At 62.7% G+C, this 21970-nt stretch carries 22 protein-coding genes; 9 read left to right on the forward strand and 13 right to left on the reverse strand.

Features of this window, described 5'->3' with window-relative positions; genetic code table 11:
- Window positions 1-13 precede the first annotated feature (13 nt).
- Genes ACUN0E_RS32705 through ACUN0E_RS32730 form a run of 6 tightly spaced genes read right to left on the reverse strand, consistent with a single transcriptional unit; the run spans window position 14 to window position 6663 of the window.
- Complete coding sequence (locus tag ACUN0E_RS32705; RefSeq protein WP_445569175.1) at window positions 14-1288, reverse strand: acyl-CoA dehydrogenase family protein; 1275 nt, start codon at window positions 1286-1288, stop codon at window positions 14-16.
- 35 nt (window positions 1289-1323) lie between these two features.
- A complete protein-coding gene (locus ACUN0E_RS32710) occupies window positions 1324-2061 on the reverse strand; it encodes an SDR family NAD(P)-dependent oxidoreductase (RefSeq protein WP_154559590.1) in 738 nt (245 codons plus the stop codon).
- A gap of 33 nt (window positions 2062-2094) precedes the next feature.
- Window positions 2095-4443 (reverse strand): CoA transferase, encoded by a 2349-nt coding sequence (locus ACUN0E_RS32715; protein ID WP_445569176.1) that lies wholly within the window; start codon window positions 4441-4443, stop codon window positions 2095-2097.
- On the reverse strand, window positions 4440-5447 hold the full coding sequence (locus tag ACUN0E_RS32720; RefSeq protein WP_445569177.1) for a fumarylacetoacetate hydrolase family protein: 1008 nt from the start codon (window positions 5445-5447) through the stop codon (window positions 4440-4442). The genes ACUN0E_RS32715 and ACUN0E_RS32720 overlap by 4 nt, the downstream gene beginning before the upstream one ends.
- Window positions 5444-5968, reverse strand: coding sequence for a bacteriohemerythrin (locus ACUN0E_RS32725; RefSeq protein WP_445569178.1), 525 nt, complete (start codon window positions 5966-5968; stop codon window positions 5444-5446). Before ACUN0E_RS32725 ends, ACUN0E_RS32720 begins: the two co-directional genes overlap by 4 nt.
- A complete protein-coding gene (locus ACUN0E_RS32730; protein WP_445569179.1) occupies window positions 5968-6663 on the reverse strand; it encodes an SDR family NAD(P)-dependent oxidoreductase in 696 nt (231 codons plus the stop codon). Before ACUN0E_RS32730 ends, ACUN0E_RS32725 begins: the two co-directional genes overlap by 1 nt.
- Window positions 6664-6829: 166 nt before the next feature.
- On the opposite strand from ACUN0E_RS32730, the gene ACUN0E_RS32735 reads away from it, so the two are divergent.
- The 9 genes from ACUN0E_RS32735 to ACUN0E_RS32775 all read left to right on the forward strand — a co-directional run bounded on the left by ACUN0E_RS32735 (window position 6830) and on the right by ACUN0E_RS32775 (window position 16945).
- Window positions 6830-7243, forward strand: coding sequence for a Zn-ribbon domain-containing OB-fold protein (locus ACUN0E_RS32735; protein ID WP_445569180.1), 414 nt, complete (start codon window positions 6830-6832; stop codon window positions 7241-7243).
- A complete protein-coding gene (locus ACUN0E_RS32740) occupies window positions 7240-8430 on the forward strand; it encodes a thiolase family protein (protein ID WP_445569181.1) in 1191 nt (396 codons plus the stop codon). The genes ACUN0E_RS32735 and ACUN0E_RS32740 overlap by 4 nt, the downstream gene beginning before the upstream one ends.
- Before the next feature lie 185 nt (window positions 8431-8615).
- The gene (locus ACUN0E_RS32745) at window positions 8616-9917 is read left to right on the forward strand and encodes an MFS transporter (protein ID WP_445569182.1); all 1302 of its coding nucleotides are present in this window, start codon (window positions 8616-8618) and stop codon (window positions 9915-9917) included.
- A 29-nt stretch (window positions 9918-9946) separates the two neighbouring features.
- Window positions 9947-11185 carry an NAD(P)/FAD-dependent oxidoreductase gene (locus ACUN0E_RS32750; protein ID WP_445569183.1) on the forward strand — a complete coding sequence of 413 codons (1239 nt, stop codon included), beginning with the start codon at window positions 9947-9949 and terminating at the stop codon, window positions 11183-11185.
- 80 nt (window positions 11186-11265) lie between these two features.
- Complete coding sequence (locus ACUN0E_RS32755) at window positions 11266-11718, forward strand: hypothetical protein (protein WP_445569184.1); 453 nt, start codon at window positions 11266-11268, stop codon at window positions 11716-11718.
- Between the two features lie 209 nt (window positions 11719-11927).
- Complete coding sequence (locus tag ACUN0E_RS32760; protein WP_445570564.1) at window positions 11928-12842, forward strand: LysR substrate-binding domain-containing protein; 915 nt, start codon at window positions 11928-11930, stop codon at window positions 12840-12842.
- A gap of 355 nt (window positions 12843-13197) precedes the next feature.
- Window positions 13198-14355, forward strand: a complete 1158-nt coding sequence (locus tag ACUN0E_RS32765) for an acyl-CoA dehydrogenase family protein (protein WP_445570565.1) — start codon at window positions 13198-13200, stop codon at window positions 14353-14355.
- A 10-nt stretch (window positions 14356-14365) separates the two neighbouring features.
- Window positions 14366-15544, forward strand: coding sequence for a CaiB/BaiF CoA transferase family protein (locus ACUN0E_RS32770; protein WP_445569185.1), 1179 nt, complete (start codon window positions 14366-14368; stop codon window positions 15542-15544).
- A gap of 24 nt (window positions 15545-15568) precedes the next feature.
- Window positions 15569-16945: an MmgE/PrpD family protein gene (locus ACUN0E_RS32775; RefSeq protein WP_445569186.1), complete on the forward strand. Its 1377-nt coding sequence runs from the start codon at window positions 15569-15571 to the stop codon at window positions 16943-16945.
- 110 nt (window positions 16946-17055) lie between these two features.
- Here the strand turns inward: ACUN0E_RS32775 and ACUN0E_RS32780 are convergent, their stop codons facing one another.
- From ACUN0E_RS32780 to ACUN0E_RS32810, 7 genes are read right to left on the reverse strand one after another with little or no spacing between them, the layout of a single operon-like run.
- A complete protein-coding gene (locus ACUN0E_RS32780) occupies window positions 17056-17868 on the reverse strand; it encodes a sugar phosphate isomerase/epimerase family protein (RefSeq protein WP_445569187.1) in 813 nt (270 codons plus the stop codon).
- A 15-nt stretch (window positions 17869-17883) separates the two neighbouring features.
- Entirely contained in the window at window positions 17884-18942 is a 1059-nt protein-coding gene (gene dmpG, locus ACUN0E_RS32785; RefSeq protein ID WP_445569188.1) for a 4-hydroxy-2-oxovalerate aldolase, read from the reverse strand.
- Window positions 18942-19901: an acetaldehyde dehydrogenase (acetylating) gene (locus ACUN0E_RS32790; protein ID WP_445569189.1), complete on the reverse strand. Its 960-nt coding sequence runs from the start codon at window positions 19899-19901 to the stop codon at window positions 18942-18944. Before ACUN0E_RS32790 ends, dmpG begins: the two co-directional genes overlap by 1 nt.
- 20 nt (window positions 19902-19921) lie before the next feature.
- Window positions 19922-20140, reverse strand: a complete 219-nt coding sequence (locus ACUN0E_RS32795) for a 2-hydroxymuconate tautomerase family protein (RefSeq protein ID WP_445569190.1) — start codon at window positions 20138-20140, stop codon at window positions 19922-19924.
- A 4-nt stretch (window positions 20141-20144) separates the two neighbouring features.
- The gene (locus ACUN0E_RS32800; protein WP_445569191.1) at window positions 20145-20912 is read right to left on the reverse strand and encodes a 2-keto-4-pentenoate hydratase; all 768 of its coding nucleotides are present in this window, start codon (window positions 20910-20912) and stop codon (window positions 20145-20147) included.
- Window positions 20909-21721 carry a 2-keto-4-pentenoate hydratase gene (mhpD, locus tag ACUN0E_RS32805; RefSeq protein WP_445569192.1) on the reverse strand — a complete coding sequence of 271 codons (813 nt, stop codon included), beginning with the start codon at window positions 21719-21721 and terminating at the stop codon, window positions 20909-20911. The genes ACUN0E_RS32800 and mhpD overlap by 4 nt, the downstream gene beginning before the upstream one ends.
- On the reverse strand, window positions 21718-21930 hold the full coding sequence (locus ACUN0E_RS32810; RefSeq protein WP_445569193.1) for a tautomerase family protein: 213 nt from the start codon (window positions 21928-21930) through the stop codon (window positions 21718-21720). The genes mhpD and ACUN0E_RS32810 overlap by 4 nt, the downstream gene beginning before the upstream one ends.
- Window positions 21931-21970: the final 40 nt, after the last annotated feature.

The raw sequence follows: 21970 nt of genomic DNA on the forward strand, positions 1-21970 counted from the left end.
TCCTGTGAGCGGGTTAGCCGAGCGCCGCGCGGAATTTCCGCTCGGCGGCCGCGGCCGCGGTCGGCCGGTGGTAAGCGGGAAACAGGTCCGCGCACGGCACGTAGTCACGCAGCAACTGTTTGGCAACGGTGACCTTGTGCACTTCGGTTGGGCCGTCGGCGAGACCCATCTGGAAGGCGCGCGAGATCATGCCGGCGAACGGCATCTCCGACGAAGCGCCGATCGAACCATGCACATGCAACGCGCGCGCCGCGATATCGTGCAGCAGCTTCGGCATCGCGGCCTTCACGGCGGCGATGTCCTTGCGTACTTTCTGGTAATCCTGATAGCGATCGATGCGCCACGCGGTGCGCATCACGAGCAGGCGGAACTGCTCCAGTTCAAGCCACGAGTCCGCGATCTTTTCCTGCACCATCTGTTTGTCGGCGAGCACGCAGCCCTGCGTGTGACGTGACAGCACCCGCTCGCACAAGGCATCGAGCGCTTTCTGCGCGAGACCGATCGTGCGCATCGCATGATGCACACGGCCACCGCCGAGCCGCACCTGAGCGACCACGAAGGCTTCGCCAGGCGCGCCGAGCATGTGGTCGGCCGGCACGCGCACCTGATCGAAGGCCAGATAGGCGTGCGTCGCTTCGGGCTCATCGGCCATGCCGACATTGCGCAAAATGCTCAAACCAGGCGTGCCCGCCGGCACGATGAACATCGACATGCCCTTGTAGGCGGAGACGCCAGGATCGGTGATCGCCATCACGATGAAAAAGTCCGCGAACCGCGCGTTCGATGCAAACCATTTCTGTCCGCTAATCACCCAGTCATCACCGTCGCGCACCGCGCGGGTCGTGAAGACCTTGGGATCGGCGCCGCCTTGAGGTTCGGTCATCGCGAAACAGGAGACGATATCGCCTGCCAGCAAGGGCGCGAGATAACGCACCTTCTGCGCTTCAGTGCCGTAATGCGCCAGGATTTCCGCATTGCCGGAATCGGGCGCCTGACAGCCGAAGACGATCGGCGCGAACAGCGCGCGGCCCAGAATCTCATTGATTAGCGCGAGCTTGACCTGCCCATAGCCCGGTCCGCCGAGTTCGGGCCCGAGGTGGCACGCCCACAGCTTGCGATCCTTCACCTGCTGCTGCAACGGCTTCACGAGAATCTGAAACTTCGGGTCGTGGATATTCCACGGGCTGCCCAATACATGTTCGAGCGGTTCGACTTCGTCGCGCACGAACTGCCCGATCCAGTCGAGTTCGGCCTGAAAGTCAGGATCGGTTTCAAAGTCCCAGGACATGCGGTTCCTCTTCGAGGTAAACGTGCGAATAAGACTCAGGCGAGCAACATGCCGCCGTCGAGCAGCAAGGTCTGGCCGAGCATGTAAGCGGACAGCGGCGACGCGAGGAACAGTGCGCCGCCGGCCATGTCCGCGGGCGTGCCGAGGCGACCGAGCGGAATGCGCCGCAGCGCGCCTTCGAGCCGCTTCGGGTCGGCGGTCGTCACGCGCGTGAGCTTGGTTTCCACAAGCCCGGGCGCGATGCCGTTCACGCGGATGCCGTCGCGTGCCCACGCTTCGCCTAGCGTGCGTGTCAGACCGAAGGCGCCGGTTTTCGACGCGTTATACGCGGGATTGCCGCGCGTCGAATGAAAGGCTGCTGCCGAACTGACGATGATCATCGCGCCGCGTGCCGCCTTCAACGGTTCGAAGCAACGGTCCGCACAGGCCATCAGGCTGGTGAGGTTGATGTCGAGCACCTTTTTGAAGCCTGCCGTCTTGAACTCCTGACGGTCGTATAGCACCGTGCCTTGCGCCTGCACCAGCACGTCGAGACGATCGAACGGCAGTGCGCAGCGTTCGATGTTGGCCGACTCCGAGACGTCCACCTGGGCGTAATGCAGCCCCGTCAGATTCGAATCGATCGAATCGGCGTAATCGGATACCGAAGCGCGCGTGCCCCACACATGCACCGTCGCGCCGCGTTGCAGGAACGCCTGGGCAATACCGTTACCGATACCGCTTGAGCCGCCTACCACCAGCACGTTCTTGCCGGTGAAATCGAGTTCGTTCATTGTCCTTGTCTCCGTGGCGCTCAAATAGAGCGCTCAAATGCGCGTGACGCCCTGATTGATCAGCGCTTCGATATGTTGTGCGTCGAAACCCAGCATCTCCAGCACCTCGCGGCTGTGCTCGCCAAGCGCGGGCGGCGCCCGTTCGATGAGAAGCGGCAAGTCGTCGAAGTCCCACAGCGCGCCGATCTGCTGCAGCGAGCCATAGACGGCGTGGCCGTACGTAGCGTGCAGCCCGGCAGCGGCATGGTCGGCGCTGTCGAGGAACGCGTCGCTTTGCGATTCCAGTGCGGGCTCGGCGGGAACGCCCGCCGCGTGCAAGGTGTCGAGTGCCGCCGTGACGTCCAGCGCGGCAAGCGCGGCTTCGGGTTCCTTGCCAGCGATACGCGTGAAGGCGTCGCCTTCCGCCGTGCCCAGTGCGGCCACGGCGATCCAGCCATCCTTGCAGCGATAGAGCCGATGCGTCGGCGCGATACCGTGCTGGCCCGCGTCGAGATGCGCCATCGGCGTCAAGGCGCGCGCCTGATCGATCACGACGGCTTCGCTCGCGGTCAGCGTCATCGCGCCGAGCAGCGACGAGGCGACGGCCTGTCCCTGGCCGGTCCGCATGCGCGCGAGATGCGCGAGCAACACCGCGAACACCGACGACAAGGCCGCCAGATGATCGCCAACGCCAAAGCGCAGCCAGCTCGGCGGATTGCCCTCGCCGCCCGATTCCGTTTCCCAACCGACCGCCGCCTGCATCAACTGATCGAAGCCCGGCCAATCGGCGCGCGGACCTTGCGGCCCATACGAGCTGACATGCGCGCAGACGAGCGCCGGCTTGATGGCGCGCAACTGGTCCGGCGCGATGCCGAGCTTGCGCGCCGCCGGCAGCCGCACGTTGTGATGGACGATGTCGGCCCAGTTCGCGAGCGCCTCGATGACCGATTTGCTGCCTTCGGCGCCAAGCTTCAGTGCGAGCCCGCGCTTGCCGCGTTGCGTGCCGGCGAAGGCGCGCTCGAGCCGACGCATCGCGTCGCCCGCGGGCGGCTCGACCTTGATGACATCGGCGCCGAGATCGGCAAGCACCATGCAGGCAAACGGACCGGCGAGATAGGCGCCGAGGTCCAATACCTTGAGGCCGTCGAGCGGAGGCCGGGACGCCGGTGACGCGGCGCCTTCCGTGTGCGGCCCGCTAGTAGCGCCGGAATCCCCGCGCGCGATGGCGCTAAAGCGATTCTTGTCCGCCCAGCCGATATCGCGTGCGGCCGCCGGTGCTTGCAAGGGTCCGCGCACACGTGCCGGCGGATCGACGTGATAAGCCGGTCCGGGTTGGGACGTCCTGCCGAAAACCGGATCGTCCACGCCGACCACATAACCGTTAAGCCGAGCCTGTTCGTCGGCATAAATCTCGCCGAATGGCGCGGCGATCTGCGCAGCAACGTCGTGCGCCCAGAAATGTTCGACCCAGTCCTGCGCATTGCGCGTGGCAATGATTTCGCGGTTCGCGCCGAAGTTGGGCGCGACATGGCTCGGCGGCCATTGCGCATTGGCGCGCGCCACCTCGTCCGGACCCATCGCGGCGAGCGCTTCAGCCATCCACGGCGCGGCGTCGGGCGAGTAATGCACGTGAATCCAGCGTCCGTCCGCACAGCGATGCAGCGGAATCGGCACGCTCTTGTCGAGCCCTTTGGCAAACACCGGTGTGGGCTGCGCGGCGCGCGACCAGTGCATCGTCATCGGCACAAGTGCGGCTTGCGCCAGACTCGTATGTGCAATGCCGCCCCGCCCGTCGCGTTCACGCGCGATCAACCGCGCCATGACGCCCACCGCGCTCAGCCAGCTCGCGATCCAGCTTGCGAACGGCATGCGGATGAATACCGGACCTGGCCGATGCCCCGGCTGTTCATCGAGAATGCCCAGGCGCGCGAGCACCAACGTCTCACGCACGGGTGAGTCGGCGAGTACATGACGGCGCGGCCAACTACCCACGCTTGCGACGACCAGCGCGGGATAGGATTGCCGTAATTGCGCGTCGCCCAACGACCACGCGGCGGCTTCGGCGGGCGTAAGGTCGTGGACCAGCACGTCCGCATCCGGCAACAAGCTATCGAGCAGGTCGCGCTGCGTATCGAGGTCGCCATCGGTCACGCGGCGCTTGCCGCGATCGAGCACATGAAAGAGTGCCGCGCCGCGCTCGGCCTCATGGCGTGGCCGTTCGATTTTCACGACGTCCGCGCCGGCTTCGGCGAGATACAACGCGGTGGCGCTGCCTGCGAGGCCGGTGGCGAAGTCGATTACTTTCAGACCGGCTAACAGCGCTGGCTGCGTGCTTTGCGCACGTTGCGCGGCATCGGTTTGAGCGGCGTCAGTTTGAGCGGCGTCGGCTTGGGCGGCGCTCATGCTTCGACCTCCTGCACAACCGGGCGCACGATCCTGCTGCGCAATACGCCGATGCCCTCCACTTCCAGTTCGACCACATCGTCCGGCTTCAGATAGCGTAGCTGTTCAAGTCCGCAACCGTTACCGACCGTGCCTGAACCCAGAAACTCGCCCGGATGCAACGTCTCTGAGCGCGAGATATGCGCGATCACGTCCTCGAATTGCCAGCGCATGTCGCGCGTGTTGCCGCGGCCCCATTCCTCGCCGTTGACGCGCGCAATCATCGTCAGATCGTACGGGTCGCCCAGTTCGTCGGCGGTGACAAGGCACGGGCCCATCACGTTTGCCGTGTCGAAGTCTTTGCCTTTGGCAGGTCCGAGCATGCCGCCCATTTCGGTGGCCTGGGCGTCGCGCGCGCTGATGTCGTTGAAGATGGTGTAGCCGTAGATGTGCGCCCGTGCGTTCTCGCGCGAAACGTCTTTCGCGCGCTGGCCGATGTAGCAGCCGAACTCCAGTTCGAAGTCGAGCAGCTTGCTATAGGCCGGCCAGATCACGTCGTCGTCGGGGCCGATCACGGCGAAGCGGTTGCACTTGTAGTAGATCGGCTGACGGTTGAAGGTGTCGATCACGCGATCGTCGGCGCGCGTGTTCATCGCTTTCAGCGTCGCTTCCGGGTCGGGCGTGCGCATGGCGCGCGCGCGGCGTGCCGCGGCGAAGCTCTGCCGCAGATGCAGTTCGAAGCACGAGCAGTCGCGCATCTGCGTGGGTGGTTGAATCGGCGCGAGCAATTTCACGGCGCTGCGGGCGCGCACCGCGTCGGCGGGTGCGCGGGCCAGCAGCGCGCGGGCTTCCTCGAGCAACGGCTCGCCGCCTGTCAGCAACGCCTGCACGCTCGCCAGCGCGACGCTGTCGCCGCCACGCACGATGCGGCTCGCCTCGCGCAAATCGAGTACCGCCTGATCGTTGTCGAACAGTGCGCCGGAGCGCTGCGCGCCGTCGGCCAATTGGAAAGTGACGAGTCTCATCGAGGGGTTCCGGCTTGAAGGGATGAATCGGACGCAGTGGTGTCGATGCCCGGCATGGCGCGCCGCAGGACCACCGGCAAGCCGCCGTGGGTGCGCTTGCTCATCCAGTGGGATAAGGCCGCGTCCATGTAATCGGCGTGGCCGGGAAACCAGCCGGCGAGCGCTTGCGCGAGTTCACGCGCGACCTGACAGGCGGCGCCGTCGCGCAGCATCTGTGCAACTTCGCGCACCGAGCGCAGAACCGCCGCGTGTTCGTCCGCGTGACACTGGGCGGCGGGAAAGCTCGTGTCCCGCATCCATTGCTCTTCCTGCTCGAAATGAGCGACCGCATGCTTTTCGAAAGCCGCGAGCGTTCCGGGCACGGCCGCCTCGTCGCATTGCTGCAAGGCGGCCACGCAGTCGACGAACTCACGATGCGTCTCGTCCATCTGCGCAAAGCCAAGCAGGAAGCCGTCATGCCAGCTCAGCGCGGCGCCCGGCTGTGGGATTACGTTCAGGTCATGAACAAGCGCGGTGGCCATCACACGCGCCCCGCTACAGGCAGGCACGCGCCGGTCACCGCGCCGGCATCGTCCGACAACAGGAAGGCGATTACCGCGGCAAGCTGGTCCGCCGCGACCCAGCGCGACGTATCGGCATCCGGCATATCCACGCGATTCGCGGGCGTATCGATGATGCTCGGCAGCACCGCATTGACGGTGACGTTCCGGTCTTTCAGTTCTTCCGCGAGCGCCTCGGTGAGCCGCGCGACGCCTGCCTTCGAAGCCGCGTACGCGCCCATGCCCGCACCGGCCCTCAGGGCGGCCAATGCGCCGACATTCACGATGCGCGCGCTCTTCTCACGCAGCAGATAAGGCAGGACTTCACGCGAAGCGATCGCCGCTGTGCGCACGTTCATCGCGTAAAGACGATCCCACGTTTCGATGCTGCCCGACTCCAGTGTTTCCCACGCAAAGCCACCCGCGATGTTGACCAGCGCGTCTATCCCGCCGAGCCGCCCGGCGATCTGCTTGAACGCGCTCGAGGTGCTGGCCGCATCGCCAAGATCGACACCGCCGAATACCGCTTCTACACCGTCGATCGCCACGCTTGCAGCGCGATCCAGCAGCGCGACACGTGCGCCGCGCGCGCTCAGTTCGGCGCCGACCTGGCGCCCTAACGCGCCAAGACCGCCCGTGACGATGACTCTGCGATGGATGAGTTGATTGGTCGGCATAAGAACGCCTGTCTCCTGTGTTTGACCGGGCTTCTGAGTGATTTCCCTGGCGGGAAAACCCTGCACCGTTCACGCTAATTTAATACATTTTTCGCGTTTCTGTTCATATATTATGGCGACATCAACATACGGTCAACTGCCAGGCAATACGAAATCAACCGCATCCATGCCGAGAAAACTTCCGCTTCTGACTGTTGAAACCGCGCCGTTCTGGCAAGGCGGTGAACATGGCCTGCTCAACATCTATCACTGCGATGCGTGCCGCCATCTGTTTCATCCGCCCGCGCCGCTCTGCCCGCGCTGCATGTCATCTCAGGTGGGTGCGAAGCCCGTCTCGGGACGCGGCAAAGTGGTGAGTTTCACCATCAATCATCAGGCATGGCTGCCGGATCTTCCGGTGCCGTATGTGGTGGCGATTGTCGAACTCGCGGAGCGTGAAGGCCTGCGTTTCGTCACGAATATCGTCGGCGGTGCAGTCGCGGACGTGCATATCGGCATGCCGGTGCGCGTGAGATTTGAACAGCAGGAAGACGTGTGGCTGCCGCTCTTCGAAGCCGATCCCGACCGGAGCGTGGCATGAGCGACAACCTGTTCGAAAAGAACGTGGCGATCAGCGGCATCGGCCAGTCGGAAGTGGGCCGCCCATCGAACCGCAGCGCCATGCAGTTGAGCGTGGACGCCGCGCTCGAAGCGATCGCCGATGCCGGCCTCACCCGCGAGGACATCGACGGGATTTCATGCTGGCCGGGCGACAACGACAACGGCAACCCGTTCTCGCCGGTGGGTCCGAATGCGCTGATGAATGTACTCGGCCTGAAGGTGAACTGGTATGGCGCAGGCTACGAAGGGCCCGGGCCGCTCACGGGTCTGGTGAACGGCGCGATGGCAATCGCCGCGGGTCTATGCAAACACGTGCTGGTGTTCCGCACCATTACCGAGGCGAGCGCGCGCCTGAAAAGCAAGACCGCCAGCGCGCTCACCAACAAGACAGTGGGCCGCGACGGCAGCTATTTCTGGCAGTGGTATACGCCGTTCAACGTCGTCTCCGGCATCAACCTGATGGCGCTGTATGCGCAGCGTCACTTTCACGAGTACGGCACGACGCCCGAGCAACTTGCACAGATTCCGCTGACCTGTCGCGCCAATGCGATGCTCAACCCAAAAGCGGTGTTTCGTCATGCGATGACGATGGACGACTATCTCGCATCCCGCATGATCTCCACGCCGCTGCGCATGTTCGATTGCGACGTGCATTGCGACGCGTCCACGGCCATCGTGCTATCGCGCGCCGACCTTGCACGCAACGGACCGAATGCGCCGATCCGGCTCGAAGCCATCGGCTCCGCACTGCATCAGCCGTGGTCGTGGGATCAGATTTCGTTGACGGAGATCGCCTGCTTCGACGTCGGACGCATGCTGTGGTCGCGCACCGATCTGAAGCCCGAAGACGTCGGCAGTGCACAGCTCTATGACGGCTTTTCGATCCTGACGATGCTCTGGATGGAAGGACTCGGCCTCTGCCCGCGCGGCGAGAGCGGCGCGTTTGTCGAAGGCGGCCAGCGTATCGCGCGCGGCGGCCAGTTGCCGTTGAACACCAACGGCGGCCAGTTGTCCGGCGGACGTACCCACGGCCTCGGCTACGTGCACGAAGCCTGCACGCAGTTGTGGGGCCGAGGCGGCGAGCGCCAGCTCGCGCCGCACGAGGTGGCGATTGCTGCGGCAGGCGGTGGGCCGCTCGGCGCCAGCGTGCTGCTGGTCAAGCAATGACGCGCTCACTTTAGACCGATGACTCAGCCAACCGCGCCACCTCCCAGGGCATGTACCGAGTTATCCGAGTAAATCTATAGGTAGAATTGTTTTCTGTATGTGGAATATCACACTTGTGGCGGACTGCTTCCGAAGCACGTTTTGTGCGCGCAGGGGCCGCTTGCCTATCCGTAAAGGAACCGCCGATGTCCCCCTCTGACTCGTCTCAATCCGCCGCCATCGACCTCACCGAATTCCGCGCCGGCTGGCGCCCCGTGCTGATGGCGATGCTCGGGCTCGGCGTGGCCGCCAACGCTTCGCTGCTGTATGCGTTCGGTTCGCTGGTGATTCCGCTGCAACATGCGTTCGGCTGGAGCCGCGGTGAACTGCAGCCGGCGATCAGCTTTCTGTTCGGCGGGGCTGTAATCGGCGCACAAATTGTCGGCTGGCTCAATGAACGCTATGGAATGCGGCATGTGACGATCGCGTCGCTGATCGGACTCGCCGTCGTGTATGCGCTGATGTCGCTGATGCAGGTGATGGGCCACTCGATCGGTTGGCTCTATCTGATGTGCACGCTGCTGCCGATCGCCGGCATGGGCACGATGCACATCACGTGGACGCATCTGGTCAACCTGTGGTTCGAGCGTAATCGCGGCCTGGCACTTGCCGTGATGCTGTCAGGCACAGGCCTCTCGGCGATTCTGATTCCGTCAGCGGTGACGTGGGTGATCGGCCGCTGGAACTGGCAAGCCGCGTTTCTTTTGCTGGCGGCGCTGCCGTTGATTCTGGTGTTGCCGCTCGTGCTGATGTGGTTGCAGACACCAGTCGGTCAAGACGCATCTGCGGGCCGTGGCGAGCGTGCCGCCGGCCATCACGCGGCGCCGCCGGTGCGGGCGCACACGGGGCTCGCGTTCCGTGACGCGATCGGTTCGGCGCGCTTCTGGACGCTCAACATCGCGCTCTCGCTCGTGGTGGCCGCAACGGTCTCGATGGTCAGCAACACCGTGCCGCTCCTGCGCGACAAAGGGCTCTCGGCGGCCGAAGCCAGCCATATATTCGGCAGCTTCGGGCTCTCGCTGATTGGCGGCCGGCTGCTCGTCGGCTATCTGATCGACCGTCTGTGGGCGCCCGCGGTCGCTGCTGTCGCGCTGGCCATGCCCGCGCTGGGCTGTCTGCTGCTGTCGACCACCAGCGCCGATCACGCCGCCACGCTCGCGGTTGCGACGCTGTTGATCGGCCTCGGCGCGGGCGCCGAGTTCGACATTGCCGCGTATCTGATTGCGCGTTACTTCGGCATGCGCAACTATGGGCGCCTGTTCGGCATGCACGTCGCGCTGATCACCATCGCAGCCGCAATGGCGCCGTGGCTGTTCGGCCGGATCTATACCGTGACCGGCTCATACACGACGATGCTGTCGATCTGCGGCGCTGCCTTTCTGCTCGGCGCGATCACGCTGCTGCCGCTCGGCCGTTACCCGAAATTCGATTCACTGAATCTGGCCTGATTACTCGACTCGTACTCTCGATCCCCCTCATGTCATTGAATAACGTTGTCATCGTCGGTGCGGGCCAGGCCGGATATCAGACTGCGGCTTCGCTGCGGCAGGAAGGTTTTGAAGGACGCATCACGCTGATCGGCGACGAGCCAGGTGTGCCGTATCAACGCCCGCCGTTATCGAAGGCCTACCTGCTCGGAAAGATCGGCACCACGGCGCTGCGCTTTCGCACTCACGAATGGTTCGAGCAACAGCGTCTCGAGCGGGTCGAAGCGCGGGTCACGCGGATCGATCGCGAGGCGCAGTGCGTGGAACTGGCGAGCGGCGAACGCGTGCCGTACGACCACCTGGTGCTCGCCACCGGTGCGCGCAACCGCGTGCCGCCCATTGAGGGAATCGAACTCGACGGCGTATTCGGCATCCGCACGCTGGAGCATGCCGACGCGCTCGCGCCGCGCGTGGCGGCCGCGCGCGAGGTGGTCGTGATCGGTGCCGGCTTCATCGGCCTCGAATTCGCGGCAGTAGCAGCGGCCAAAGGCCTATCGGTCCACGTGGTCGAACTCGGAACGCGGCCGATGGCGCGCGCCCTCTCCACTCATATGTCGACGCTGTTCAGCGCTGCGCATACCGGCTGGGGCGTGAAGTTCGACTTTGGGCAAACCGTCGCGCGGCTGGTCGGCGACAACGGTCGGATAGTGGCCGTGGAAACGGGCGACAACCGCCGTCTGCCAGCGCAACTGGTCGTATACGGGATCGGCGTGTTACCCAACACCGACCTCGCTGCCAACGCGGGGCTCGCCGTGCAAAACGGCATCTGCGTCGACACGCAGTTACTGACCAGCGATCCTTCAATTTCAGCCGTCGGCGACGCCGTCAGTTTTCCGTCTGCGTGGAGCGGCGCGCCGATCCGCCTGGAGTCGGTGCAAAATGCCGTCGACCAGGCGCGCAATGTCGCGGCACGCCTGACCGGCAAGCCTGTGGCTTACACCGCCTTGCCGTGGTTCTGGAGCGACCAGGGCGACCTGAAACTGCAGATCGCGGGGCTCTCCGACGGCCACGACGAAACAGTCCTGCTCGGCTCTGGCGAGAGTCGGCAACTGAGCGTGTTGTGCTTCCGCGCTGGCCGCCTGATCGCAGTGGAATCGTGTAACCGGCCGGGCGACCATATGGCGTCGCGCAAACTGCTGGCCCGCGCCGCGTTGCCGACAATCGCGCAAGCAGCCCAGCCGGGTTTCGATCTGAAGGAATTCGAAGCCGCCACCCGGGAACCGGGCTGAACTGATCTGAAGCTGATTTGAATGAGGCCGCTGCGGGCGCGCAGCGACATCGTGGTTCAGCGTCACATGCCGGAGCGTCGATGAGAGCACTCAAATGGGCCATGGCAGCGTGGTGTCTGCTCACAGTGCCCGCGCATGCCGCCGCGCCCGCAGCCAGCGGCCCCGCGTCACCTCAAGCCGCCCGTTGCACCGCAGGCGATGCGGGCCGCTACGAAGTCACCGAGTTTGTCGACCGAACCACGCTCGTGAGCGACGGCCATCTGGTCAAACGCATCGTGACGTCGTCGAAGGAAACGACTGCCAGCGGCAACCTGACGTATAACGATCTGTTTTTTGTCGTGTTCGACCATGCAGCCCTGCCCACACTGACCATCACGGCGGCAGATGCCAGGCTTGAGCTGGGCCCGAGCGAATTGGACCTGAATCAGTTGCCTTGGTGGCTGGTCGAGCCGATCGCGCCACAGCAGTTGGGCGAGTCGACGGTTTATACGCTGAAGATCGTCGGCGGCCCGGATTGCGCAACAGGCAACTGAGCACCCGCCGGAACAGCCGGCGATTCAATTCCGGCTCATGTCACAGTCGTGCTGCGTCGCCGCCTTGGCTGTATAGCCGGCGATCTCGTCCAAATCGAACGGCGCGTTCCTGAACGGTGCGATCAACATCGCGTTCCCCAGATTGATTTCTGCTATTTGCTACACTGGATCAACGGAGCACCTCTTCATTCAGAGCACGCAACATGGCCATGCATTTCGATCTGGTTGATCTTCGTCTCTTCACATGTATTGCTGAGACGGATAGCTTGACGCGTGGTGCCGAGCGATTTCATATGTCTGTACCCGCGGCAAGCACCCGGATCAAAAATCTGGAAGAAAGCATGGGGGCGAAACTACTGTATCGGACCAGTCAGGGCGTTACCCTGACGCCGCCGGGCCAGGCATTCCTTCACCACGCCCGGGTTGTCCTCTCGCAGCTCGAGCAGTTGCGTGGCGATATGCAGGAGTACGCGCGCGGCGTCAAAGGCCATGTGCGGATCTTTGCGAACACAACTGCTACGACCGAATTCCTTCCCAACGATCTGCGTGACTTTCTCGCCGGGCATCCAGACGTGAATGTCGAGCTTCGCGAACGGTTGAGTCATGACGTGGTGCGCGCGGTGAGTGACGGCACGGCGGACGTCGGGATAGTGGCCGGCAATGTCAGGCCCGAATCTCTGCAAGTCCTGCCGTACCGCTCAGACCGGCTCATATTGGCGGTCTCGAGTTCGCACCCGCTCGCCGGAAAGACGTCCATTCCATTTGAAGAGGCAACCGGGTTCGACTTCGTCGGGATGCCGGAAGCAAGCGCGATTCACACCTTTCTGAACCGCGTAGCAAGCGACATCCATAAGAAACTTCAGTTGCGAATTGAAGTGGGCAACTTCGAAGCGCTGTGCCGGATGATCGAGGCTAACGTTGGGATCGGCGTGTTGCCTTGCTCGTCAGCGGTGCGCTACGTTAAAACCATGAACATCCGGCTGGTTGAAATCGAGGACGACTGGGCAACGCGCAATCTGCTGATCTGCGTGCGCAACCTCGACCTGTTACCGTCTTTCGCGCGGGAACTGGTCGACCTCCTCACGCGAAAGTGCAAAAGCGATGGTGAGTCGCAACCGGCCTGAGCGTCAACGGTTAGTCTGCGCTTAAAGCCCTCTTCTCCAGACACAAATTGCAGTCAGCAGGCGGATGCGTCAATCTGGCGTAAACGACGCGCCCCGATGACTGTGACTTTGCTGATCGATCGAATTCGGCGCAAGCTTCCCGCCGAATCGATCGCGTCTTTCCTATTCAAAGCGGTCAACCCGCTTTTTGACCACGCCCCTTTTTTTTCCTCTACGCGGCTCGCGCTCCGGGGTTGACTGAAGCGAAGCTCCGGGCAGCTCATTCCGATGGCGTGTTGTGCGTCGACGCCGAGGCGACACTAAAGACACCCGCGTATGTTTTTCAAAAATGAACTCCGAGGAGTAGAGACAAGTGCTGGCTAACATCGACCCCTATCAGGACATCCGTGAAGCGGTTCGCGATTTGTGTTCCAACTTCCCTGCCGGGTATTTCCGCAAGATCGACGAGGAACGCGCCTACCCAGAGACCTTTGTGCAAGCCCTGACCGACGCCGGTTGGCTGGCAGCCCTCATTCCGCAGGAATACGGCGGCTCCGGGCTCGGCCTGACCGAAGCTTCGGTGATCATGGAAGAGATCAACCGCAGCGGTGGCAATTCCGGTGCCTGTCACGGGCAGATGTACAACATGGGGACACTGCTCAGGCACGGCTCGGCAGAGCAGAAGGCCAGGTACCTTCCGGAAATCGCCAGCGGAAAGTTGCGGCTTCAGTCGATGGGCGTGACCGAGCCGACGACCGGCAGCGACACCACGAAGCTCAAGACGACCGCGGTTCGCAAAGGCGACCGATATGTCGTCAACGGTCAGAAGGTGTGGATTTCCCGGATCCAGCATTCCGATCTGATGATTCTGCTCGCGCGGACCACGCCGATCGATCAGGTAGCGAAGAAATCCGAGGGCATGTCGATCTTTCTGGTCGACCTGCATCAGGCAATCGGCAAAGGCATGACCGTCCGCCCTATCCCGAACATGGTGAATCACGAGACTAACGAACTCTTCTTCGACAACCTCGAGATCCCTGCCGAAAACCTCATCGGTGAGGAAGGCAAAGGCTTCAAGTACATCCTTGACGGACTGAATGCCGAGCGGACGCTGATCGCCGCTGAATGTATCGGTGACGGGTACTGGTTTCTCGACAAGGTTTGTAAGTACGTCAAGGAACGTGTCGTCTTCGGCCGACCGATCGGACAAAACCAGGGCGTACAGTTTCCGATCGCTCGCGCGTACGTCAACGTCGAAGCGGCGAGCTTGATGCGATATAAGGCCTGTCAGCTTTTCGACGCCAAACTGCCGGCTGGCGCGCAAGCCAATATGGCCAAGCTGCTTGCCGCTGACGCCTCCTGGGAGGCCGCGAACGCGTGCCTGCAGTTCCACGGTGGCTTCGGGTTTGCGAACGAATACGACATCGAACGCAAGTTCCGCGAGACACGGCTCTATCAGGTCGCGCCGATCTCGACCAATCTCATTCTTTCGTATGTAGCCGAGCATCTGCTCGATCTGCCGCGCTCTTTCTGAGGAGACCGACATGAAACCGCTGGACGGCGTGAAGGTCATCACCCTCGAACACGCGATTGCAGCACCGTTTTGTACCCGTCAACTCGCGGATCTTGGCGCCCACGTGATCAAGATCGAACGGCCAGGTGCCGGTGACTTCGCGCGTGCCTACGACGAGCGCGTGCACGGCATGGCCTCGCACTTTGTATGGTGCAACCGCTCGAAGGAAAGCCTCACGCTGGACGTCAAGGCCCCGCAGGCACAGGGCATTTTCGAGCGCCTGCTTGAGGACACCGACGTGCTGGTGCAGAACCTGGCACCCGGGGCCGCGGCACGATTGGGGCTGTCGTATGACGCGTTGCATGACAGGTATCCCCGCCTGATTGTCTGCAACATCTCCGGTTACGGGTCCGATGGTCCCTATCGGGACAAGAAAGCCTATGACCTGCTGATCCAGAGTGAGTCCGGGTTCCTTTCGATTACCGGCGGTCCGGACTCACCGGCAAAAGCCGGCTGTTCCATCGCCGACATCGCGGCGGGAATGTACGCCTATACGAACATCCTCTCCGCGCTTCTACAACGATCGAAAACCGGGCTGGGCCGGGAAATCGATGTCTCGATGCTCGAGAGCATGGTGGAGTGGATGACGTATCCCCTTTACTACGCGTTCGATGGCGCATCGCCGCCACCACGCGCCGGCGCCGCCCACGCGACCATCTACCCGTATGGCCCCTTCCCCGCTGGCGATGCAAAGACCGTCATGCTGGGATTGCAGAACGAGCGTGAATGGGGCGTCTTCTGCACACAGGTGCTGCTGGAACCCGAGCTCGCCATCGATCCTCGCTTCAGTTCCAACTCGAAGCGCGTAGCGGCACGCGAGGCACTGCGCGAAATCATTGTTGCCGCGTTCAGCACACTGACGTCGGAAGACGTCATCAGTCGGCTGGATAACGCGCAGATCGCTAACGCGCGGATGAATGATATGCACGATGTGTGGTCACATCCCCAGCTTAAAGAACGCAATCGCTGGGTGAGCATCGATTCCCCTGCCGGCGCCATTCCCGCCTTGCTGCCGCCAGGCGCCAGTACCGCATCCGATGTTCGACTGGACGCTGTGCCCGCGTTAGGCCAGCACACCGAAGCCCTTCTGAATGAATTGGGCTTGTCGACCCATGCCATCCGCGAGCTTCGTGAAGCGGCCGTCATCTGACTCCCCAGTCAAGGTAAGCCTGTTATGAGTAACACCCAGATTCTTGCTTCGTTTGCGGCCCATCTTAAGTTTGAACAGATCCCCAGGGACGTGGTGGCACGCACGGAAGACCTCTTCCTTGACTGGTTCGGCTCGGCACTGGCTGGCCGCGGCGCACGCGCGGTCGAGACGATCCAGAAACTCGCATTGGATTTTGGCCCACAGTCCGGTCCCTGCGAAGTACTGATCTCCCGTCGAACCACCAGCCCGCTCTTCGCGGCAATGATCAACGCCGCCGCTTCGCACTTCGCTGAACAGGACGATCTTCACAACAGTTCCGTCCTGCATCCGGCAACCGTCGTCTTCCCTGCAGCGTGGGCCGTTGCGCAAGCGCTTGGCAGAAGCGGCAAAGAGTTCATCGTTGCGTCTGTCGCAGGTTATGAAGTGGGCATCCGCGTCGGTGAATTCCTAGGCCGGTCGCACTACAGGATTTTTCATACCACCGGTACAGTCGGGACGATCGCGGCCGCAGCAGCGGTCGGCAATCTTTTGCGATTGAGCGACGAGCAGATGGTGAATGCGTTTGGTTCCGCCGGCACCCAGGCAGCGGGGCTCTGGGAATTTTTGAAAGACGCCGCGGACTCCAAGCAATTGCATACGGCCAAGGCTGCGGCGAACGGTCTTCTCGCAGCCTACCTGGCGGCAGACGGCTTTACCGGCGCAAAAGATATCTTCGAGGGCGCGAAAGGCATGGGTGCCGGCATGTCCACGCAAACGCATCCGGACAAACTCGCCGACGCGCTCGGCACGCGCTGGGCGCTGATCGAAACGTCTTTCAAGTATCACGCTTCCTGCCGGCACACTCATCCTGCAGCCGACGCCCTGCTGCAAATCATTCAGCGGGATCAGATCGCGCCGGACGACATCGGGACAGTGGTGACTCATGTTCACCAGGCAGCGATTGATGTCCTTGGCCCGGTAACCGATCCGAAGACGATCCATCAGGCAAAGTTCTCCATGGGCACCGTACTCGCCTTGGTAGCGGAATTCGGCCACGCGGGCGTACGTGAGTTCGACGATCACTACAGGGACAGCAGGATCGCGCACTTCTGCAAGAAAGTTTCAATGGTGCTCGATCCAGAGGTCGATACAGCCTACCCGTCACGCTGGATCGGCAAAGTCACCGTTCAGACGAAGGACGGCCGTACTTTCGAGGGTCGCGTGGATGATCCCAAGGGCGATCCAGGCAACACGCTCACGCGCGCTGAACTCGAGCACAAAACGATCACGCTGGGTTTGTATGGCAAAGCGGCCACTGAAGACGAACTCAAGCGCTCCATCGCGTCGGTATGGACGATTACCGATGCAACGGTCGTACCCAAACTGCTCCCCGAATCGAAACTGGGGACTCAGCATGGCTGACCTTGCACCCTGGTCTTATCTCTTCGTTCCCGGCAACCGGCCGGACAGGTTTGCCAAGGCGGCTTCGACACGCTCCACTGCCCAATGCCGAACCGGTATGACGATGGTGCTTACCCCAAATCGTCCGCAACACGCTTTGCGGCAGCCAGTGTCATGCGCAATCGTTCGTCCAGTTCGAGCGTTTCGGCGAGCTTTCGGTTAGGCACTTCAAGCCCGAATGGAATGGCCGCCGGCAACGCGATGACGAACTCGCGCAACGGCAAACCACCCTCGCCCGGCAACAGGCGGTCATAGCGCGCTTCTTCGGAAATCGCCGCCGTGGTCGCGGGCGCTGTCGCGCTCGCGTCGCAGAACTGCGCGTACCGGATGCGCGCCGGATCGATCGCCGCAATGTCGTCGATCTTGCCGCCGCTGCGCATCAGGTGAAACGGATCGAGCAGCAATGCGCCGTTGGCCTGCGCCGCTTCGCTGACGATCGCATTGGCGGCCTGGATGCTGCCGACGCCGAGCCACGCCGCAAATTCGAGCGCGCAGGAAATGCCGAACGATGCAGCCAGTTCGCAAAGCTGCCCGAACTTGTCGACCGCCAGCGAGCGGTCGGCAATATCGATCAGTGTCAAAGCATGGCGTGCGCCAAGCCGCATCGCGGTCTCGAACACGCGCTTGAAGTCCTGTACGTCACGCTCAGGCGTGAGCAACATGACTTCGACATCCAGCACGGCGAGCCCAGTGTCGCGCAAGCGTGCTTCCGTTTCCCGCAGCATCGGCGAGTCGCCGAACATCGGATGCTGTGCCTCGCCGGCACGAAACGGGCTGAGACGCAGACTGACCGCGCCGTAGCCCGTGCGGCTCGCAGCCGCCACCAGTTCGGGCGGCGTCAGCTCAATCGCCGTGAGCGGCACCAGAGAGTAGAGCCGTGTCATCGCATTGCTCCTGTCTCAGCCCGCTTCGCTCATGGTCGGCTCGGCATGCGTCTGCGCAACCCGTTTCAGTAGATCAAGAGCGACGTCGACGATCATGTCTTCCTGGCCGCCGACCATCTTACGCCGGCCCAGCTCAACAAGAATGTCGACGGTCTTAAGGCCGTATTTGCTTGCCGCCACTTCCGCATGACGCAGGAAGCTCGAATACACGCCCGCGTAGCCGAGCGCGAGCGTCTCGCGGTCCACGCGCACCGGACGGTCCTGCAACGGCCGCACGAGATCGTCGGCTGCATCCATCAGCCGGTACAGATCGCAGCCATGATTCCAGCCCTGACGCTCTGCAGCCGCGATGAACACTTCCAATGGCGCATTACCGGCGCCTGCCCCCATGCCCGCAAGACTCGCATCGATGCGATCGCAACCTTCCTCCACCGCAACCAGCGAATTCGCGACACCAAGACTCAGGTTGTGATGCGCATGCATGCCGGTCTGCGTTTCCGGCTTCAGCGCGTCCTTGAATGCGCGGAACCGGTCACGGATATCGTTCATGCCGAGCGCGCCGCCCGAATCGACCACGTACACGCAGGTCGCGCCGTAGCTCTCCATCAGCTTCGCCTGTTCGGCGAGCTTCTGCGGCGTGGTCATGTGGCTCATCATCAGGAAGCCGACGGGGTCCATGCCAAGTTCGCGCGCGAATTCCAGATGCTGACGCGAGACGTCCGCTTCAGTGCAATGCGTGGCGACCCGTACGATGCGTGCGCCGGCGTCGTATGCGTTGCGCAGATCGTGAGTCGTGCCGATACCTGGAATCAGCAGCGTGGCAATCTTCGTGGTCCTGACGCTCTCTGCCGCTGCGGCAATCCACTCGACATCGCTATGTGCACCGAATCCGTAGTTGAAGCTCGATCCTTCGATACCATCACCATGCGCGACTTCAATGCTGTCGACGCCTGCCTGGTCGAGTGCGGCAGCAATCGCCTTCACGTTCGCAATGCTGTACTGATGACGGATCGCGTGGCTGCCGTCGCGTAACGTGACGTCCGAGATGTAGAGTTTTTTATCGAGCGACGTCATTACACCGCCTCCTTATGACCACGCGCGATACCGGCAGCAACCCGGCGACGCGCCATCATGTCGCCGCACGCGAGCGCGGCCGAGGTCATGATGTCGAGATTGCCCGCATACGAGGGCAGATAGTGAGCGGCACCTTCTATTTCGAGGAACACCGACGTTTTCAGGCCATGCTTCGGACCTATGCCGGGCACGTTCAGCGGCTGCTCCGGCGAGATCACGTCGAACTGCACCTTCTGCTTCAGACGATAGCCGGGCACGTAGGCCTGCACGTTCGCCACCATCTGCGCAATGCTGTCTTCAATCAGTTGCGTATCGACCAGATCTGACAACACGAACACCGTGTCGCGCATGATCAGCGGCGGCTCGGCCGGATTGAGCACGATGATCGCCTTGCCGCGTGTCGCGCCGCCGAGTATCTCGATCGCGCTGCGCGTGGTCTCGGTGAATTCGTCGATATTGGCGCGCGTGCCAGGACCTGCCGATTTGCTCGAGATCGACGCGACGATTTCCGCGTAGTGCACCTTCGACACCCGTGACACTGCCGCGACGATCGGAATCGTCGCCTGGCCGCCGCACGTCACCATGTTCATGTTGGACGCGTTCTCGGCCTCAAGGTTGATCGCGGGAATCACGTACGGGCCGATTGCCGCCGGTGTCAGATCGATCACCTGCACGCCGTGCTGCTGAAGCACGTCGTTGTGACGCTTGTGCGCGCCTGCCGAGGTGGCATCGAACACGATGTCGATGCCCTGGAACACGTCGAGCTTCAGCAGACCGTCGATCCCTTCGGCAGTCGTCGCCACGCCCATACGTTCAGCGCGCGCGAGCCCATCCGATTTCGGATCGACGCCGACCATCGCACCCATTTCGAGGTGTTTGCTATTGCGCATTACCTTGATCATCAGATCCGTGCCGATGTTGCCCGGCCCGATGATCGCCACTTTTACCTTGTCAGTCATGTCTTCTCCGAAACCCTGCTTCATGCTTTGGGAAGCGCCGCGCTGCCATCCACGACGCGGTCCGCAACGGTCTTGCCACCACGTCCCCAGCAATCGGGCGGCACTTCTTCCACCAGTACGCGCACGCCGTCGATCGGCATCTCGAGGCTTTCCGCCATCGCTTGCGAGACACTTTCGATCAGGCGGCGTTTCTTCTCGGGGCTACGGCCCTCGAGGATCTTGATCAGCGCAATCGGCATCGTCTTACCCCTTGATGTGAAAACCCGCACTGCCGAGCTGCTCCATGTCGACCGACACGTATTGCCCAGGCTTGATCCATTCGGCCGGCGTCGCGCCGCCCGCCATCACGATCCAGCCGGCTTGCAAGGGCTCGCCTGCCTGGGCCGACAAACGTGCGGCGGCTACCAGCGAACGCAACGGATGACCGAGCAGTGCCGCCGTCGAACCGACCTGCACGGCGCGGCCGTCGATATTGAGCGTCAGGCCAAGATTGCTGAAGTCGATCTTCGGATCGCGCCACGCGCCGATCACGAAGCCGCTCGACGATGCGTTATCCGCGATCACCTCAGGTAGCGTGAACTTGAAGTCCTTGTAGCGCGAATCGATGATTTCGAGCGCCGGTGCAATCGCTTCAACTGCAGCAAGCGCTTGCGGTCCAGTCACGTCGCCTGCGAGGGAATGCTTCAACACGAACGCGATTTCCGGTTCGACGCGCGGATGCACGAAGCGCGAAAAATCGATCGCGGTACCCTCTTCGATCTGCATGCCCGCGGTGAGGCGGCCCCAGATCACGTCGGAGAGACCCATCTGAACCATCTTCGCGCGGCTCGTGAAACCCATCTTCACGCCGACCCGGCGCTCGCCCCGCTCAACACGCCGTTTGATCGACGCGGATTGAATCTCGTAAGCCTGATCCAGCGACAGGCCGCCTTCGGGATCGAACTGTGAGACTTCGGTTGCATGGCGCGCTGCGTCGTCGAGCAGCGTCGCGTAGTCGGTAATGGCGCTCATTGGCGGGCCTCGCTCGGGGTTTGTCTGGAATCGGCTTCGAACACGGCACGCACCGAGCCCAAACCATTGATACGTGCCTCAACGATGTCGCCGGGCGTCACCGCCACCATCGGGCCGAGCGCGCCGGACAGCACCAGGTCGCCCGCCAGCAGCGGCGTGCCGAGCGCGGCCATCTTGCGCGCCAGCCACACCACAGCGTTGATCGGATTGCCCAGGCATGCCGCGCCCGCGCCGACCGATACCGGCTCGCCACGGCGCTCCATCACCATGCCGCACAACCGAAGATCGAATTCGGACAGCTTGCGCGGGCTGTTACCCAGCACATAAGCCGACGACGACGCGTTGTCGGCAATCGTGTCGGTGATGCGGATATTCCAGTTGGCAATCCGGCTGCCGACAATTTCGAGCGCCGGCAGCACGTAATCGATGGCGTTCAGCACGTCGAGCTGGCCGGGATTCGGCATGCGCAGATCGCGGCCGATCACGAAGGCGACTTCAGCTTCGATCTTTGGTTGCGTGAGAATGGATGTGGGGATGAGTTCGCCGTCGCCGTAACCCATGTCGTCGAACAGCATGCCAAAGTCCGGCTGATCGACGCCCAGTTGCTTCTGCACGGCCACCGACGTCAGGCCGATCTTGCAGCCGACAATGCGCCGGCCTTCGGCGACGCGCCGCTCGGCGTTCGTATGTTGAATCGCGTAGGCGTCTTCAATCGTCAGTTGTTCGTATGTCTCGCGCAACGGCGCGATGTACTGACCGCTACGCTCGGCCTCGACCAAGGCGCGGGCCGCCTGTTCAATCGGTGTCATTTCCCGTTCTCCTGTGCGGCTGCGGCGAGCTCGTCCTTGGTTTGATCGCCGACGGCCCAGTGTGTGGCCGGCGTGACCGTCGCGTACACGCGGATGGTGTTGAGCGGCGCGCCTAGCGTTTCGTGCACCGTGCGGGCAACCGCTTTGACACATGCCTTGATGGCGGCGTCGTCACGGCCTTCGACGAGTGAAATATGGATGATAGGCATGGCTTTCCTGTATGTGCGATGCGCCGTGATGCAACGCCGG

It is taken from the genome of Paraburkholderia sp. D1E (assembly GCF_052682275.1).

Bases quoted from the DNA above. Each gene is read 5' to 3' on its own strand.
- ACUN0E_RS32705 (WP_445569175.1), bottom strand. From the start codon at position 1,288: ATGTCCTGGGACTTTGAAACCGATCCTGACTTTCAGGCCGAACTCGAC.
- ACUN0E_RS32710 (WP_154559590.1), bottom strand. From the start codon at position 2,061: ATGAACGAACTCGATTTCACCGGCAAGAACGTGCTGGTGGTAGGCGGC.
- ACUN0E_RS32715 (WP_445569176.1), bottom strand. From the start codon at position 4,443: ATGAGCGCCGCCCAAGCCGACGCCGCTCAAACTGACGCCGCTCAAACC.
- ACUN0E_RS32720 (WP_445569177.1), bottom strand. From the start codon at position 5,447: ATGAGACTCGTCACTTTCCAATTGGCCGACGGCGCGCAGCGCTCCGGC.
- ACUN0E_RS32725 (WP_445569178.1), bottom strand. From the start codon at position 5,968: ATGGCCACCGCGCTTGTTCATGACCTGAACGTAATCCCACAGCCGGGC.
- ACUN0E_RS32730 (WP_445569179.1), bottom strand. From the start codon at position 6,663: ATGCCGACCAATCAACTCATCCATCGCAGAGTCATCGTCACGGGCGGT.
- ACUN0E_RS32735 (WP_445569180.1), top strand. From the start codon at position 6,830: ATGCCGAGAAAACTTCCGCTTCTGACTGTTGAAACCGCGCCGTTCTGG.
- ACUN0E_RS32740 (WP_445569181.1), top strand. From the start codon at position 7,240: ATGAGCGACAACCTGTTCGAAAAGAACGTGGCGATCAGCGGCATCGGC.
- ACUN0E_RS32745 (WP_445569182.1), top strand. From the start codon at position 8,616: ATGTCCCCCTCTGACTCGTCTCAATCCGCCGCCATCGACCTCACCGAA.
- ACUN0E_RS32750 (WP_445569183.1), top strand. From the start codon at position 9,947: ATGTCATTGAATAACGTTGTCATCGTCGGTGCGGGCCAGGCCGGATAT.
- ACUN0E_RS32755 (WP_445569184.1), top strand. From the start codon at position 11,266: ATGAGAGCACTCAAATGGGCCATGGCAGCGTGGTGTCTGCTCACAGTG.
- ACUN0E_RS32760 (WP_445570564.1), top strand. From the start codon at position 11,928: ATGCATTTCGATCTGGTTGATCTTCGTCTCTTCACATGTATTGCTGAG.
- ACUN0E_RS32770 (WP_445569185.1), top strand. From the start codon at position 14,366: ATGAAACCGCTGGACGGCGTGAAGGTCATCACCCTCGAACACGCGATT.
- ACUN0E_RS32775 (WP_445569186.1), top strand. From the start codon at position 15,569: ATGAGTAACACCCAGATTCTTGCTTCGTTTGCGGCCCATCTTAAGTTT.
- ACUN0E_RS32780 (WP_445569187.1), bottom strand. From the start codon at position 17,868: ATGACACGGCTCTACTCTCTGGTGCCGCTCACGGCGATTGAGCTGACG.
- dmpG (WP_445569188.1), bottom strand. From the start codon at position 18,942: ATGACGTCGCTCGATAAAAAACTCTACATCTCGGACGTCACGTTACGC.
- ACUN0E_RS32790 (WP_445569189.1), bottom strand. From the start codon at position 19,901: ATGACTGACAAGGTAAAAGTGGCGATCATCGGGCCGGGCAACATCGGC.
- ACUN0E_RS32795 (WP_445569190.1), bottom strand. From the start codon at position 20,140: ATGCCGATTGCGCTGATCAAGATCCTCGAGGGCCGTAGCCCCGAGAAG.
- ACUN0E_RS32800 (WP_445569191.1), bottom strand. From the start codon at position 20,912: ATGAGCGCCATTACCGACTACGCGACGCTGCTCGACGACGCAGCGCGC.
- mhpD (WP_445569192.1), bottom strand. From the start codon at position 21,721: ATGACACCGATTGAACAGGCGGCCCGCGCCTTGGTCGAGGCCGAGCGT.
- ACUN0E_RS32810 (WP_445569193.1), bottom strand. From the start codon at position 21,930: ATGCCTATCATCCATATTTCACTCGTCGAAGGCCGTGACGACGCCGCC.